Here is a 16,585-nt window from a genome sequence, read left to right on the forward strand (position 1 = left end):
TTATCTCTTTATTTTTTTCTCTACCTTAGCCAATAGTTTAGTAATTTCTTGTTGGCGGTAAAGATCTGCTTTTGGTCTATCAGGGCGCGCTGGCGCTTGCTGAGCAACCAATAAAAATTCTTTAGCTGATTTATACTTACGCTCGTCATATAGGAATGAAGCATATAAATAGTTACTATCGATACCACGAGGATTTAGCTCAAGCGCTTGCTGAAACAGCTTTTTCGCTTCATCATCATCACCAAAACCAATTGGCCAACCCGGCACTTTACCGTACAAGGTAGCAAGGCTGGTGTATGCTGAACCGTCGAGCGCTTTTGGATCTAAGCTTAGCGCTTTTTCAAATTGCGCTTTAGCATCTTTTGCAAGACCAAGAGCACCTAAGCCCCCTTTCGCTCCCGCATAACTCGATAGCACAATACCGTACCAAATATGACTTGCAGCCTGCTGGTCATTCGCTTTTGTAAATTCAGCCGTTTCGTTGGCTAGTTTTTCAAAGGCATCTAATTGCGCATCATCAACTAATTCGTAATTAACCACTGCCCACTTTTTTTGCACCGAACTTAAATCACTATTAAAGTCGGCTTTTGCAGGCGCGGCCATGATAACACCTAACATCATTAGGGCTTTAAAATTTAGTTTAGTCATAATCATTCACCTTAATCAATTTAGTTCGCAAAAAAACTTTTAATTTTAGGAAGTTGTTTTGCTATTGCGTTATCAACTAGTGATGGAAATGCGCCGTTAATACGGGCAAATAATGTTTCAGGGAAGCCGATAAAACGGCGACGTTTTTTTGATTTAATTAAATCTATTAATGCATCTGCCACTTTTTCAGGCGGATCCATCGTGTTACCAAGCTCTTTGTTCATCGCGCGCACTTGTGGCGAATTGATCGCGGTATCAGTCGCGCGAGGTGCTAAATACAATATTTTCACATCGCTGTGGCTGAGCTCTCTGGCAAGGGCTTCTGTCATACCTCTAAGTCCAAACTTGCTGGCGCAGTACAAGGTTTGATATGGATATCCGATGCTACCAAACGATGAACCTATATTCACAATCGTGCCTTTGTTGCGTGTAATTTGTGGTAAAAATAGCTGGCATAATTTAATTGGCACATGCAGGTTGATATTTAACAGGTGATCTATTTGCTGCTCACTGATTTCACTAAAGCCCTGCATCACATTGACGCCTGCATTATTGATAAGTAATGTTGCACCACCAATTTGCTGAGCAAACTTGGCAAGATCATCACGGGATTCACTGTTACTTAGATCAGCCTGAAAATACTCTGCGTCATTACCACACTCCAACTTAAGTGCAGCAAGTTGCTTAACATTTCTGCCTACCAGCAATAAACGCCACCCTTCTTTCACAAGGCTAAGAGCAATAGCACGGCCAATGCCCCCAGTTGCGCCGGTTAGCACACAAACTGGGCTACTCATGCGCTTTGCTCCATGTCCGCCTCTGTAAAGAAAGGTTCTGAGTCGAGGTCACGAAAAATATTGCCGTATAGTTTGTAAAAACATTTAGCGGCGTGAATAATGGCTTGTTGGTCGTCCTCGTTGTCTATTTTATTCATTAGTGATTCGAAGAACTTAACGTGTTCAATATCAAGTGCGCCGTGCGAAGTAAGGTATGAAAAAGCCTTTTTAGGTAGCCCAACAACCTCACGGATTTGTCCGGCAGCATTATCTGCTAATGCAATAGAAGTACCTTCAAGCACATGAACCATACCAAAGAAAGCTAAAGGATTACCGCGATTAATTGCATCATAGGCATACGACACCATTAATTCGGTCGAAAACTGTGGACGAGAATTACGTACCAACTCTTTATCAAAACCGCATGCAGCAATATCATTTAATACCCATTCTTGATGGCCTAACTCTTCTTCAATGTATTCTGCAACAGCTTCACGCAGCCACTCTTGTTTATCGGTAAGCTTTGCACCCACAGCCATTAGTAGTGGCACTGTGTGCTTAACATGGTGATATGCTTGAGTTAAAAACGATGCATATTCACTAAGGCTTACTTCACCTTTAAAAACTCGGCCAATAATCGGCGCTGCTAAAAGATAGTCGCGCTCATTTTGTGTTTCGGCTTGTAATGTATTGAAAAATTGACTCATGCTCGTCGCCTCTTTGTAAAATGCTGAAATCTCTCTAGCAAAAAATTGGTTAATAACATCGCGTTTTGGGCGATTATTGCTAGTTAATAAACCTTGGGTGTGGCTCATTGGCTCTGCCAGACGATGCCATTTTTTTATCTGTGCGTATTCGGGTAACTGCGCGTTTTGTTTAGCAATGTGTGCTGCAAGCTCATTGTCACTCATCGCTTGGTTTGCAAAGATAAGCGCAGCTAAAAACGCTTGGCCTTCGCCAATAACGACTGCTTGCTGTACCTGACTGTGGCTGAGCAATAATGACTCCGGCCACTCAGCACTGATATTGCGTCCAAAGCTCGTGATAAGCTGATTTTTCAAGCGGCCTTGGATAACCAAACGACCTTCTTGCTCAGTAACTAAGTCTCCAGTGGCATACCAATCGTCGGTATTTTGTGCAGCTTGACCTAAATAACCTAAAAATAATGAACCTTTGATATAAAGTTGGCCATTTTCAATTTTATATTGAATATGTTTAAGTACTCGGCCTGCAGTTTCGATGTCATCATCATTACTAGTGTTTAAACTCACCACCGATGAAGACTCAGACAAACCATAACCTTGATACACAGGTAAGCCACATTCACGGGCTTGCTTAATAAGCTGCTGGCTTACAACCGCGCCACCTACAGCAATAAACTTTAAGCTTTTAGGCGCTTGCCAGCCTTGCTTTGCAAAAGCCACCAAACAGGTAAGAAGTTCTGGCACTAAAATAAGAGTATTTGGCTCAGTACGTTCAATTGCAGCAATCAATTTGTGAGGTTCAAGTAACTGCGCACCAGAAAAACCAAGTTCAGCTAAAGGGACCAAATTAACCGTACCACCAGCTAATAGCGGCGCATAAACACCTGCTAAGTTCTCAAGCAAAACCGGTAACGGCAATAAACACAAATGGTTTGGTTTTTCTAAACCAATGCTTTGATAGAGTGATGTAGCTACCTGCATTTGACTTTCAAGAGATAAACACACGCCTTTTGGTGTACCCGTTGAGCCCGATGTAAAGGTAATCTTTTGCGTGTTAGCAAAATAAGGCACAGGCTGTGTATTACTCAGTTGATAAACATATAAAGGGTAATGCTTACACACGTCAACTAACGCCACTAACTTAGCATGCTCACCTTCGTATGCGCGGTCACATACAAATAGCCCTGCCCCACTATTTTGCAAACCAAATGCAATTTGCTGAGCAGTAAAAAACGTTGGTAGCGGAATCGCGACTCTTTTAAGATCGCTAATCGCGGCTTCCAATACACACCATGCTGGCGTGTTATCTAATTGATAAGCGATGCCTTGGGCATCAAATTCAGCTAAGGTTGGCAGTAAACGAGTTACTTGCTCAGTAAACTCTTGTTTAGTTAGTGAGCGTACACCATCACTTTGATGGCAAACCATCAAGGTGTCGCTATCCTTATGCGGTAATTGTGTTAACCAGCTCATAACGCCTCCAAAAATACAGCAAGCTCAAGTGATGACTGCAAACACTGCTGTTTGATATTGAATAAAACTGGGGTGTTTAATACACGTTGATGTGCTTCGTTTAGGTCAACCACACAAATGGTTGGTTGATTGTCGTAATAGCTACCCCAGCTAGCTGGATCTTGAAGTGCTTGTGCATTGGCAACACCGATTTCTTTGCAATTCACACCAAGCATTTTTAATAACGCTCTCACTTTACGGGTTGCGCAAAACACTAAATATTTTGCCCCTGCTTGATAAAGTGCTTCGTTCATTAAAACAAAATGTGCCAAGGTGGCTTTTCGATGCGTTGAGCATAAATTACCTAGCTCAAAAATGTGCTCACGCTTGGCACTGACAAAGTGCTCAATAGACGCAGGGAGGTATTGTTCAATAAACAAAGGCTGTGATGCAGAGCGAAGACCTAAAGTACATACTTCATCATCAACATTAAGCTCGCAAAGTAGCGGCATGAATTGCGAAATTTTCGCGTCATACGCAGCAGCAAAGCCTTGCTTGATATTGCTCTCAAGGCGGTCACGGAATTGACCTCCTTCACGAGTGCAAACAAAGGCTGGCTCTTGGACTTGAGTTTGTTGTAATTGTTGAACTGAAAGCATAATTGTTCGCTCCACTTAGGTTATGTGTAAAATTTATCGAGCGAAACTTAAATAAAACTTAAGAAAAATTAATTTTTATAAATATTTTTCAAATTAATGAAATTTAATGATTTTATTTTTATTAAAAACAAAAATGCCAGTCTGTTAGACTGGCATTTTAATGCTTAAATTAACGTTAAACTTAGATTACTTAACGATAGTCATCTCTTTCAGTAAATTTTGCGCATTATCAACTTTATCCATCACCCATAACATGTATCGTGAATCAACGTGAATTGAGCGATTTAAGTTTTCATCGTAATCCCAATCACCAATAATGCTTTCGTAAACACCATCAAATAATAAACCAACCAGTTCAGCATTACCGTTTAACGTTGGTGAGCCTGAGTTACCACCTGTGGTATCTACATTTGATAAAAAGTTAACCGGAACAGTATTCATACCGCCGGTGTAATCACCATAAAGCTTTTGCTTAATTAACTCATTTTGCTTTTCTGGTGAGTTGAATGGTTCAACACCGGTGTTTTTAGCAAGCAGTCCCTCTAAAGTTGTAAAGGGGGTTGCCACTAAGCCATCTTGCGGTGAATAGCCGCCTACCGTGCCGTAAGTTACACGTAGGGTGCTGTTCGCATCAGCATAAACAGGTTTATTAAGTGCCTTGTTATAAGCGATAATTGCTTCCATTAATGCAGGGCGAGCGGCTTGCTGTTTACCGGCCAGCTCTTTTTTCGCATCTTCTATATCTTTAGTGGCAGCAAAAATAGCCTGAGCGTACTGAATGAAAGGATCGCTACTTTGTTTTAACTGTGCAAGGTCAAGGCCTGCCATCCATAAGCGTTTACTCTCATCAGCAAGAACAGATTTAGCATACATTTCATCAAGTAAAGCTTGTTGTTTTTGCTTGTCAAAACCGTTTGTTAAACCAAGCGCTTTATCAACTTCTGCAACACGTTGGTCCTTTGGTAATGCCACATACTGCTCAATAAAGTACAGCAATATTGCTTTATCAACAGCTTCATCATAACGACGGCTCATGCTTTTTAAACGTGACTCGATACGTGGCATATCACGCTCTTGATAACCGCTTTCGCGCTCAGCATCTGGCTTTTGTTTTTCGTACGCTAAACGATATAAACGTCGAGCAGTTGAAATCATTTGTGAGCGGTGTACGTAACCTAACATACGGTCGCGCTGGTTATGCTCTTGCGACTGTGCAACTAGCGCTGATAAATCAGCAAGTACATGTCCGTATTTAGCTTTGCGCTTACTATCTTGATTGATCCACGCTGTGAGATCTTTTTCGAATTGTTGCTTACGGCTATACATTGAACCTTTGTTAAAGCTCTCAATCATTGAGCCATAGTTTTTAATGTAATTGTTGTAACCCGCAATCGTGCTTTCGTAAGCGATACGTGCCTCTGAACCCTCTGGAGCATTTTCTTCAATCAACGAAACATATTTAGAATTATATTTACGCGCTAATGGGTAGGCTGTATTAAACACGTAGTCAACTTCAGGCGATATACGGTAACGGTTTGTGCTACCCGGATAACCGGTAACCATCACAAAATCGCCTTCTTGTACGCCTTTAGCACTTACTTTTAAAAACGCATCACTTTGGTACGGCACGTTGTCTTCCGAATATTCAGCAGGCTTGCCATCTTTGCCAACATACGCGCGATAGAACGAGAAATCACCCGTATGGCGCGGCCACATCCAGTTATCGATATCACCGCCGTATTTACCCACCCCCATAGCGGGTGCATACGCTAAACGTACATCTTTAATTTCTAGTGATTTGATGAGGTAATACTCAAGACCACCATGGAAAGTGTACACATTACAGCGATAGCTTGGATCTTGCTCACATTCACTAACAAGTGCTTTTTCATTTGCTTCAATAGCATCAAAACGTGCTTTACCTGTTAGCTGGTCAGTACCTTGGTTAACTTTATCAGTGACTTCGGTTACTTGTTCTGTCACATAAACACGAGACCCCGGCGCAGCAGGTACTTCTTCACCTGTTGACTTAGCTAAAAAGCCATTTTCTAAAATATTATTGTCGGTAGTTGAGTTATATTGAATCGAACCATAAGCACAGTGATGATTAGTTACCACTAAACCTTTTGGAGAAACAAACGAAGCTGTACAGCCACCAAGGCTAATTACCGCGTTCATCGGAAACTCAGTCAGTTTTGAAATTGATTGTACATCAATGCTCAAACCTTTCGCTTTTAATATAGATTCAAGTTCCGGTAGCTGGTGAGGTTGCCACATGCCTTCGTCGGCAACAGCAACATTTGCTACAGCAAGACCTACTGCAGCAACAATAAATTTAAAACGCATAGTCATCCTTTTTGTTATGTTTATCATTTTTAGCGCTCATATAATTATCATGGTGCTAGTGAATAGCAATAATTTGCGACCGCTAATGTCAAAATTTGTAAACCACTCAGGTTTCATGAGCCTAATATTTAGACTCATGAACCACTGCATTATGGCCATGTAAGCTTTCTTGATGCTCAACTTTAAACTGATAATCAGTAATTACATCCATTGTTTCGAAGCACTGCTTTAATCGCCTTGCTGCATCTTCGCAAAACAGTAAATTTTTTGCGTTAAGAGCAGCAAATGCTTGTTCATCTTCACGCTTCACGGCGGTTTGTACTGGGGTGCCTATAGCTTGCTCACATACTGTGATAAAGCCGCCAATATCAGGTAGCTTTTCACTACTAAAAGTGACATCGACATACGCATAAGAGCGCTGGCTATGAGGGGTTGCAATTGAGCCCTGTTCACTTGCAAGCCAGTTAAGGAATGATGCTTTATCAATCGCTGCATCGTTAAATTGTTTATCAACCGCCTCGCTCAAAAGCTGCCTCGACAATGCCGCTGAGCACGGGCAAGTGCTGCTGTAGGTAATATCTACTTTTAAGTTAATAATCAGCGATTGCTGCTTAGTAATCGTTAAAATAACAGGGTAAGCATTATAACCAGCGTTGTCGCTAAGTAATGCTGGTTTTAACTGAGGTAAATCAAAATCCAGCACCAGTTTTGCGCCTTTACTTAAGCCTTTTTGTGATGCTAAAACGGCCTCCATAAACTCGTTAACACGCTGAGTCGTTAAGCTTTGTTTAGCCAATAGCTGATTAAGTAGTAAATAAAGACGCGACATATGAATGCCTTTAGCATCGCTATCAAGGCTAACGAACACATCGGCTTTGGCATTAAGGTGCACATCAACATGAGTTTGTGCAAGCTTCAAAGGCAATGCTATTTTTTCCATACCGACCCATTTTAAAGGCGACTGAAAATCTACATTAGAGTGCGAGGTAATATCGGGTAATTGCATATCAACTTCTTTTAACGATTAAATGTTAAGGCCATAGCAGCCTGTTTGTGCGGGTATACGTGCTGCCCATCAAAGACACACTCCCCATTTACAAAGGTATGTGTAATTCGGTTTGAAAAAGTAGTGCCATTGAATGGCGTCCATTGGCATAAATAATGAGTGTTTGTGTGCTCAACGTGCTTTTCTGCATTTGGGTCAACCAGTACTAAATCAGCAAAATAACCCTCTCGTATAAAGCCACGGCCTTCAATAGCAAATCGCTTTGCCACGTTATGCGCTGTTTTTTCAACGATTTGCTCAAGGCTCAACGTACCGCGTTTTACCTGTTCAAGTAACATTAATAAGGCATGCTCGACGAGCGGAAGCCCTGCTGGTGCAGCGTTGTATTGTTGCTGTTTTTCTTGCCAAGTATGAGGTGCATGGTCGGTGGCAATAATATCAATGCGACCATCACGCACTGCTGCGAGCAGCGCTATGCGGTCTTGCTCTGATTTTATGGCGGGGTTACATTTAATTTGATTGCCATAGTGTGCGTAATCGTCTTGGTTAAACCATAAATGATGCACGCATGCTTCTGCGGTTATGTGCTTTTGCTCTATCGGGGCATTACTAAATAGTTCGAGCTCTTTTGCCGTTGTTAAGTGTAAAACATGTAGCTGTGAACCATAACGTTTTGCCAGTGATACCGCATACGATGATGATGCATAACAGGCTAACTCATCACGAATTAATGGATGATGTTCGATACGTAGTTCGCCAAAACGTTTTGCTAAACGGCGCTGTTTTTGCTGAATAACCTCGCCTTGCTCGCAATGGGTTGCAATAAGTACTGGGCTTTCACGAAAAATGGCTTCTAGTGCATGCGGATGCTCAACGAGTAAATCGCCTGTTGATGCCCCCATAAATACTTTCACGCCGCAAACTTTTTTTGTATCAAGGGCTTTAATTTCTTCAAGATTGTCAGGGGTTGCACCAAAGTAAAACGCATAATTCGCAGCGCTAGTCTGAGCTGCTATCGCGTATTTATCTGCAAGAGCTTTTGCCGTGGTGGTCGACGGTGAAACATTGGGCATTTCCATAAAACTTGTAATGCCACCCGCAACTGCGGCGGCGGACTCTCTGGCAATAGTGCCTTTATGCGTCAGGCCTGGCTCTCTGAAGTGAACTTGATCGTCAATCATGCCAGGTAATAGCAACAGGCCGCTTGCATCAATCACCTGATCATTGGCCTTTGCAGTGATATCAGAATCGATTAGAACAATTCGTTTATCGACTATTTTTATATCGTTTGTTTTCCGCTGTCCTTCATTAACTACGCTCGCATGTTTGATTATGATAGCCATACTGCTCCTTGCTTATTCAGCAACATTTGCAACTTATCGTAAAAAAATGCACTCCATGGCAAGATTGATTGCAGATTAATATGTTACAATATAACATACCATAAAGTTTTTATTTGGTAACTGTTATGAGTCAAAAAGATCATTTTATCGGGCTATTTAAGCTGCTAAGTAATAAGCCGCTTTCCGATCTTAGAGAATTTTAACAGCTTATCGCAGCCAATAATCACCTTATCGCAACGTATGAGGTCAATTGTAATAAGACACAGTATGCTGGGCTCATTTATCACATGCTGATACCTACCCCATATGAGTGCATTTTTGTAATTCGTTTTAACCGCTTTTCAAATCAAGAGCTTATAAAGCGTATGTGCAAGGGTATATCGACACAATTTAATTTTAAAAATGACAAGAGAAATACTATGAAACACCTAATCGCAACCGCGATCAGTTCAGCGCTGTTACTCACAGCCTGTTCAGAACCACAAACGACAACATCAACGCCTAAATCAGAACAATCAGCACCAGCTGCTGCCGCAGAGCAAGCTAACCCACTGTTTGTAAAAAGCGTATTACAATACGAAACGCCTGATTTCAGTGCGATTAAAGATGAGCACTTTATGCCTGCTTTTAATAAAGGTATGGCTGAGCAAATGGCTGAAGTACAAGCTATCATCAATAACCCAGCAAAGCCTGATTTCGCTAACACCATTGTTGCTCTTGAGAAAAGTGGTGAGCTACTGACTCGCACACGCAGTATTTTTTATAACCTAGCAGGTACTGACTCAAACCCGGCTCGTCGTGAATTACAAAAAGAATTAGCGCCAAAACTAGCTGCTCATAGCGACAATATTTTCTTAAATAAAGCACTCTTTGAAAAAGTAGCCGCTATTCACAGCGAAGCTGACAACCTTGCCTTAACTGCTGAAGAAAAACGTTTATTAGACGTTTACTACAAACGTTTTGTGCGTGCAGGTGCAAAATTAAGTGCAGAGCAAAAACAACAAATTCGTGATATCAATACGAAGCACTCAAGCTTAACAACTCAGTTCTCACAAAACTTATTAGCACTGACTAAAACAAATGTTGTTTTAGTGGATGACAAAGCAGAGCTTGAAGGCTTACCAGCAGGTCAAATTGAACAACTCGCCAATGCCGCAGCAGAAGCAGGCCACCCAGGTCAATACCTAATTAAAATCACAAACACCACGCGTCAGCCAATTTTGGCAACACTGAAAAACCGTGATTTACGTGAAAAAGTATGGCGTGCATCGGCTGAGCGCGCATTATCGGGCGAAAATAGTAACCGTGAGATCGTGGCACAGCTTGCTCAGTTACGTGCTCAAAAAGCGAAGCTATTAGGTTACGACAGCTGGGCTGATTTTGGTTTAGAGTCACAAATGGCGAAAAAACCACAAGCTGTATTTGATATGTTTGCGAGCATGATCCCTGCATTAATGCAAAACGTAAACGCTGAGGCCGCTGCAATTCAAGCTAAGATTGATGAATCAGGCGAGCAATTCAAATTACAGCCATGGGATTGGTTATTCTACGCAGAGCAAGTTCGTAAAGATAAATACAACCTTGACGAAAATGCAGTGAAAGAATACTTCGAGTTCAACCGCGTTCTAGAAGACGGCGTATTCTTCACCATGAACCGTTTATACGGCATCACCTTTAAACCACGTAACGATATTCCGGTATATCACCCAGATGTAAAAGCCTATGAGTTATTTGATGAAAATGGTAAGAGCTTAGCCATTTTCTTTGCTGACTACTTCGCTCGTGAAGGCAAGCGTGGCGGTGCATGGATGAGCTCATTCGTTAAACAATCTGGCCTTAAAGAACAAAAGCCTGTTGTTGTAAACGTTATGAACATTCAAAAAGGCGCGAATGGCGAACCTACGCTTATCAGCTATGATGAAGCAACAACGATTTTCCACGAGCTAGGTCATGGCTTACACGGCATGTTCTCAAACGTGAAGTACCCTACTCTATCTGGCACCTCAGTATCACGCGACTTCGTTGAGTTCCCATCAACATTTGAAGAAGATTGGGCAATGTACCCTGAAGTTATCGCTAACTATGCAAAACACCATAAAACCGGCGAGCCAATTCCTGATGAGCTACTGAAAAAAGTAATTCAATCGCGTAGCTTTAACCAAGGTTTTGATACCCTAGAGTACGTTGCAGCTGCACTACTTGATATGGAATGGCATTCACTTTCTGCTGATGCACCATTACAAGACATTGAAAAGTTTGAGCAACAAGCGCTTGCTAAACATGGTGTTGATGTACCATTTGTACCACCACGTTATAAGTCAGCCTTCTTCTCGCACTCAATGGGCGGCGGTTACTCAGCGGGTTACTACGCTTACATGTGGAGTGAAATCTTAGCGGCAGACGCCTTTGCTTATGTTCAAGAACAAGGTGGTTTAACTCGCGAAATGGGTGAAAAATACCGTAAAGAAATTTTAGAAGTCGGTAACTCCCGTGACCTGATGGAATCGTTCAAAGCGTTCCGTGGTCAAGAGCCAGACACTTCAGCGTTATTAAAACGCCGCGGCCTAAAAGCAACGGTTCAATAGCTTACCTTGAGCTTTAAGCTCTAAGCTGTAAGTCAGAAATGTGGGGTTATCGAGTATTGATAACCCCGCAACGATAGCAAAAGGAGCGGTCAGCCTTCAGCTATCAGCGGTCAGACGCGCGAAACAAGTTTCACGCCTACAAAAAGGCGCTAGGCTCTAAGACGCGATGTAAAATCGCTGCTACGTCGTATCTCGTACCTCGTACCTCGGAACTCGCTAACTTAAAAACAAAAAAGCCCTTACAGTAAGCTGTAAGGGCTTTGTTATCACTATTTAACGTTATTATTTACGTTTACGGCGACGGCCGATAAGCGCTAATGGTGCAAGTAGTAGTGTTAAGAAACCAAAGCTACCATTGCTAGATTTAGTCACTTTCTTCTCTTCTACTGGCTCAGCTTCGTTAGTTACAGCAACAGTGAATTGCTCTGATACAGAGTCTGTACCATCATTAACTGTTACTTCAAATACCAACTCGTCATCGCTTGAGATAGCGCCTGGCGTGAAGCCTAAAGTAGCTGTATCAGCACCAGTTAATGTTGCAGTTGTACCGCTTAGTTGCGTCCACGTGTAGCTTAGTGCGTCATCATTACGGTCTGTAGCTGTTGCAGTTAATGTGCCTGAAGCAGACTCAGAAACTGACTCATCACCCGATACAGAAAGTAATGGTAATGCGTTATCACATGCTAATGCATCACCAGCAATCACGTTTGAGAAGATTGGTGAAGTCACGTTGCTTACCGTAACGTTATCAATCCACCAGCCGAACTCACGTACTGCGCTGTCTGATGACATACGGAAACGTAATTTTGCACGGTTACCGTTTAGTTCAGTACCGAAACGAATTGTTTCGTAGTTACCATAAACACCGTTACCATCAACATTGTTACCTGTGAAGGTATCGCGATCTTGTAGTGCTTGCGCGTCGTTTTCGATTAGTGGGCCATCGTAACCTACATCAAAAGTACCGCCCATCTCAGTAACATCTACCCAGTTACCGCCGTTTACGCTGATTTCTACAACACCACCATCCCATTCGTTTTCGATTAGGTAGAAGTGCCAGAATGAAACTTCAAAGTCACCAGCAAAACCGATATCAAACTCTCTTGATTCAACCGCAACATCAGACTGGAAGTCATTGTTGTTTAGGTACATTGTTTGCTCGCCAAGACCGAAGCCAAAGCTGTTGAAGAAGTTAACATTACCGCCGGTTGCCATGCTTTGCGTGCCAACAGCTAAGTCATCACCTGTCATTACGTTTTCTTTCCAATCACGTAATGATGCACCTGCTACTTCCATATCGTCTGCCGTTTGTGAGCTAACTGGTGCTTTATCTTCAAAGTCCATATTCACAAGGTAAGATACTGTATCGCTTGCTGCTTCAACAATTTCGTCATCAGCAGAAAGCTCAGGGAATGACACTTCGATTTTAAGTGTATCCGCAGTGTCAGCATCATTTAATGTGAAAGTAATCGGCGCGCTTGTTTGTGAAGCATATGGGTTTGTATCGTCGAATGTGATTAAACCATCATTTTCGAAAGTTACATCGTGGCCACTTACAACCGTTAACTGAGCTTGTGTGCCAGTCAGTACTTCACTACCTGTGTTCATGATGCTAACAGTTAATGTACCTGTTTCACCTTTATCTAGCACGTTATCGTTTGAACAATAACCTAACTCAGCACCGTTGTAGTTTGCATTCATTGCCACATCTTTAAATGTGAAGCTAGCAAGTTTCATTTTGTCTGATTCAACAACACCTGTTAAATCTTCACTGAAACGCTCTGGTGCTTTAGCTCCTAAGCCCATACCACGCTTAGCAAATGCACCTAAGATTAGTTTGTAATCTTCTGGGTCTACAGCATACGCTGCAGCTAAGATAGCATCACGTGCTTCTGTGTATAACGGTGCAACAGGAGTCAGCTTGTAACCAGCTACTAAGTAGTTAGCCATACGGTTTTGAGCATCTTCAAAGCCGTGCTCGTTGATAAGCGCTACATAGCTTTCCCAAAGCATAGTTGCCCAAATTTCACCTGCTGCGTGTGGTGAAGCAACACTTGTTGGTGAAATACCTACATCATCACCAGCATTTTCAGTAATGTGACGGAAAGACAATGGGTTTACTTCCATATTGGTAGAATATGGAACACGACGAATACCGTAGTAGAAGTCTTCTACGAAAGTACCGCTACCGTATGCTTTTTGGAACTTGTCGTTACCAGGGATGTTAATGTCACCTGCTTTAGCAATGAACATTAGAGAGTGGAAATCACCCCAACCTTCACCCATCGCGCGGCCCTGGAAGTTGATAAGGCCTGATGAGTTACCCACTAAGCGGTTACTGATATAGTGACCCCATTCGTGAGCAATAATACCGTTATCTAAAGTACCGTCTTTTAACGTTGCTTTATTGAACATGTTAACAGTGACAGTTTCGCCTGCAGCGATACCATCGTAAAGCGCATGACCGTCAGCATAGTTCAGACCCATGTTAGGAATGATAACTGCATCGTCTTCACCGCCCATTGGCGCTGGCTCATCCGTATCTGGGTTGTTGTTTACAACGATTGCACCAATTGCACCGGCTTCTTGTGCGTGTAGTACTTTTGCTGTGAAGTTACAAGAACCACGATCTACAAGCGCAATTTTGCCAGCGAGTTCTGCTGTATTTGTTGCAGGTTCACAACCATCGTTTACGCTACCAGAATCTACGTTATTACCGTCAACTAGACGAACAACTTCCCCTGCGATATCAGCAAATTGCATTTGACCAAAGCCAGATACTTTAGAAGATTCTAGAAGACCAATCGTTGCATCAGATGTTACAACCACACCGTAGTCAACGCCTACTTTTGCGTCTTTTGAGTTGTATAGATACATTTGCATGCGTGGGCTTGCACCGTCAGCAGGCGTAGACATGTTCGCGTTGTTTAAACCGCTATTATCTTGTGCTTGCGCTTCGATTGGATCGCCTTCAACACCACCACGACCGTAGTTAGATACTTGCGCAACATTTGATGTTTCGTCAAAACCATGATCATAGAAAAAATCGTGTAAGAAGTTGTTCATATAGAACAAGTTAACGATCGCCGCTTTACGGTTGTCGTAGCTGTTTGCTACTTGATCAACTCGGTAAGGGTAATCGAATGTGTAATCTGATGTTGTTTCTGCAGTGAAGTCACCTTCTGTGTAACCTTGAGGTGCGATAACATCAGCATAAGCAAATACGTTGTTACCTGATGTTGTTGTAGCATCATCAGCAAGCCACGGATCCATCGTGCTTAATTTTTTGTAATAAGACAAGCTTACAAGTGGTGCATCAAGGATTTCTGTTTCATCAACTTGATCAGGGCCATCAGCTGGGATTACGTCACCGTGTGGGCCTTCCCACGGGTAACCATCTTCATCAGCCCAAACACGGTAGTTAAAATCTGCCGCGTGAGCTTTTAAGTCTTTCTTGAAGTAAACTTTGTTGTTTTGCGCGCCAATAACATAACTGAAGTAATCGCTTTCTAGGCTATTTTTGTCAGCTACTTCTACTTCAACATAGTATGCAGATTGCAACTCACCCGCTACTTCAAAGAATACTTTCTTAGCACGTGGCTGACCTAATACAACTTTGTCACCATTTTGGTTAGACACATTGTATTTAACATAGTCGCCTTGCTCAGTTGACTTAGTTAGCGATACATTGATATCTGCAAGCTCTTTAATAGCACGCTTGATACTTTGCTCAGCGCCTACAAAGTCAGCTAAAGGTGCAAATGATTGTGTTGCGTTTGAGCTTGTATTAGCGAAGTAACCAGAACCTGCAACTAGGTTGTACTCTTTGTCCATGATCAGGTTGTATTCACGGTTGAATACTTCAATGTCATGTACTTTTTGCTTGTATTTAGCAGTGATTGAACCAAGCTTTTGTTCAGATAAATCTGTTAATACAGCGCTTGATACACCTTTTTTAGCTGTGCTAACGCCAGTTAAGGCATTTAAATAAAAATCTGCGGCATAGGCATTGCGTTGCTCAGGAAGCACCATAGCCATATCTGGCTTAGCTTGACCTACTGCATTCCATAGGAACGTGGCTTTACCTAATTGCGCATCGAAAATAGATTTATGACCCGATACTGTGCGACGCTCAGCTAATGCACGTTGCTGAGATACTTGAGGATTAAATTGTACTTGCGAGCTAACACTTGAGGCATTATAGAAGCGAGTTTGTTCACTTGCCTGTAATTGAGATGATGCCAAGATAGCCGTTACCATGGTAGCAACAGCTGTTACTTTAAATTGAGACATTCCTTACGTTCCCTATTGTTATATTTTTATTTTCGGTTAACAATCATAACCGAGGACAATGTACCCAATATGGCAATTAAAAAACAGAATTAATTGTAAAAAAAAGTAACAAACAAGCAGGAACATAATGAATCAAACAATTAAGATACAAGCACTTACACTAGCATTAGTACTAGTATCAGGCTGTCAAAAAAATGAAATAAGCGAGCAAAATACAGCACAACAGCCAACGACCAGTTCACAAAAAGAACAAGTTTTAGTTAAAGATGTTAAAAAAGCAGTCGAAATCAACAAACAAAAATCTACTAACGCTTTTAGTAATAATGGCGAAAAAATTACCTTTGATGCGCCTAATTTAGTCAAAGGCACAGAAGTCTTTAATCATGCAATGCAAGAGCGCGGCATCGCTACTGGGGCAATTTATTTAACTCTAAAAGAAAACAGTTTACCAATAGAGCTTAGCAGCCAATACACACTGAAAAAAATGACCAACAAAAATTATCGATACATTGCAGATAAAAACACTGATTTATTAAAAGTACAAAACGCTTTTAAACAAAATGCCAACGTAGATGTTGTTGAAATTAAAATTGATTATTCACCGATTAAAGAGGTGATGTAGGACAGGAGCTGTCAGCCGTCAGACGCGCGAAACAAGTTTCGCGCCTACTTGTAGCAGCGGGTTTATCCCGCGTCATCATGCGCTAGGTTCTAGGCCCTAGGCTCTAGGACGCGATGTAAAATCGCTGCTACCTCGAAACTCGCTAACTTTA

Annotated in this window: 10 protein-coding genes and 1 pseudogene; 2 read left to right on the forward strand and 9 right to left on the reverse strand. The window is 41.9% G+C overall.

The window, feature by feature from the left end; genetic code table 11:
- The 8 genes and pseudogenes from QUE86_RS18075 to QUE86_RS18110 all read right to left on the reverse strand — a co-directional run bounded on the left by QUE86_RS18075 (position 1) and on the right by QUE86_RS18110 (position 8,934).
- Positions 1-648 (reverse strand): hypothetical protein, encoded by a 648-nt coding sequence (locus QUE86_RS18075; RefSeq protein ID WP_167657338.1) that lies wholly within the window; start codon positions 646-648, stop codon positions 1-3.
- 20 nt (positions 649-668) lie between these two features.
- Positions 669-1,445: an SDR family oxidoreductase gene (locus QUE86_RS18080; protein WP_130052983.1), complete on the reverse strand. Its 777-nt coding sequence runs from the start codon at positions 1,443-1,445 to the stop codon at positions 669-671.
- A complete protein-coding gene (locus QUE86_RS18085; protein ID WP_205987957.1) occupies positions 1,442-2,131 on the reverse strand; it encodes an iron-containing redox enzyme family protein in 690 nt (229 codons plus the stop codon). The genes QUE86_RS18080 and QUE86_RS18085 overlap by 4 nt, the downstream gene beginning before the upstream one ends.
- 12 nt (positions 2,132-2,143) lie before the next feature.
- A pseudogene (locus QUE86_RS18090) lies at positions 2,144-3,601 on the reverse strand (AMP-binding protein); the annotation flags it as partial.
- Complete coding sequence (locus tag QUE86_RS18095; RefSeq protein ID WP_130052985.1) at positions 3,598-4,239, reverse strand: thermostable hemolysin; 642 nt, start codon at positions 4,237-4,239, stop codon at positions 3,598-3,600. The gene QUE86_RS18095 and the pseudogene QUE86_RS18090, both read right to left, overlap by 4 nt.
- Positions 4,240-4,425: 186 nt before the next feature.
- Positions 4,426-6,585, reverse strand: a complete 2,160-nt coding sequence (locus QUE86_RS18100) for a S46 family peptidase (protein ID WP_286260482.1) — start codon at positions 6,583-6,585, stop codon at positions 4,426-4,428.
- Between the two features lie 121 nt (positions 6,586-6,706).
- Entirely contained in the window at positions 6,707-7,591 is an 885-nt protein-coding gene (folE2, locus tag QUE86_RS18105; RefSeq protein WP_286260483.1) for a GTP cyclohydrolase FolE2, read from the reverse strand.
- 11 nt (positions 7,592-7,602) lie between these two features.
- Positions 7,603-8,934, reverse strand: coding sequence for a dihydroorotase (locus QUE86_RS18110; protein ID WP_286260484.1), 1,332 nt, complete (start codon positions 8,932-8,934; stop codon positions 7,603-7,605).
- A gap of 419 nt (positions 8,935-9,353) precedes the next feature.
- Here QUE86_RS18110 and QUE86_RS18115 point away from each other — a divergent pair, with 419 nt between their 5' ends.
- Entirely contained in the window at positions 9,354-11,519 is a 2,166-nt protein-coding gene (locus tag QUE86_RS18115; protein WP_130052989.1) for a M3 family metallopeptidase, read from the forward strand.
- Between the two features lie 282 nt (positions 11,520-11,801).
- Here QUE86_RS18115 and QUE86_RS18120 read toward each other — a convergent pair whose 3' ends face one another.
- The gene (locus QUE86_RS18120; protein WP_286260485.1) at positions 11,802-15,812 is read right to left on the reverse strand and encodes a rhombosortase-dependent M36 family metallopeptidase; all 4,011 of its coding nucleotides are present in this window, start codon (positions 15,810-15,812) and stop codon (positions 11,802-11,804) included.
- Positions 15,813-15,939: 127 nt separating this feature from the next.
- Between QUE86_RS18120 and QUE86_RS18125 the strand changes: the two genes are divergently transcribed.
- The gene (locus QUE86_RS18125; RefSeq protein ID WP_130052991.1) at positions 15,940-16,434 is read left to right on the forward strand and encodes a serine protease external chaperone; all 495 of its coding nucleotides are present in this window, start codon (positions 15,940-15,942) and stop codon (positions 16,432-16,434) included.
- Positions 16,435-16,585 lie beyond the last annotated feature (151 nt).

The organism is Pseudoalteromonas apostichopi, assembly GCF_030297135.1.
In the GTDB taxonomy this organism is placed as follows: Bacteria; Pseudomonadota; Gammaproteobacteria; order Enterobacterales; family Alteromonadaceae; genus Pseudoalteromonas; species Pseudoalteromonas apostichopi.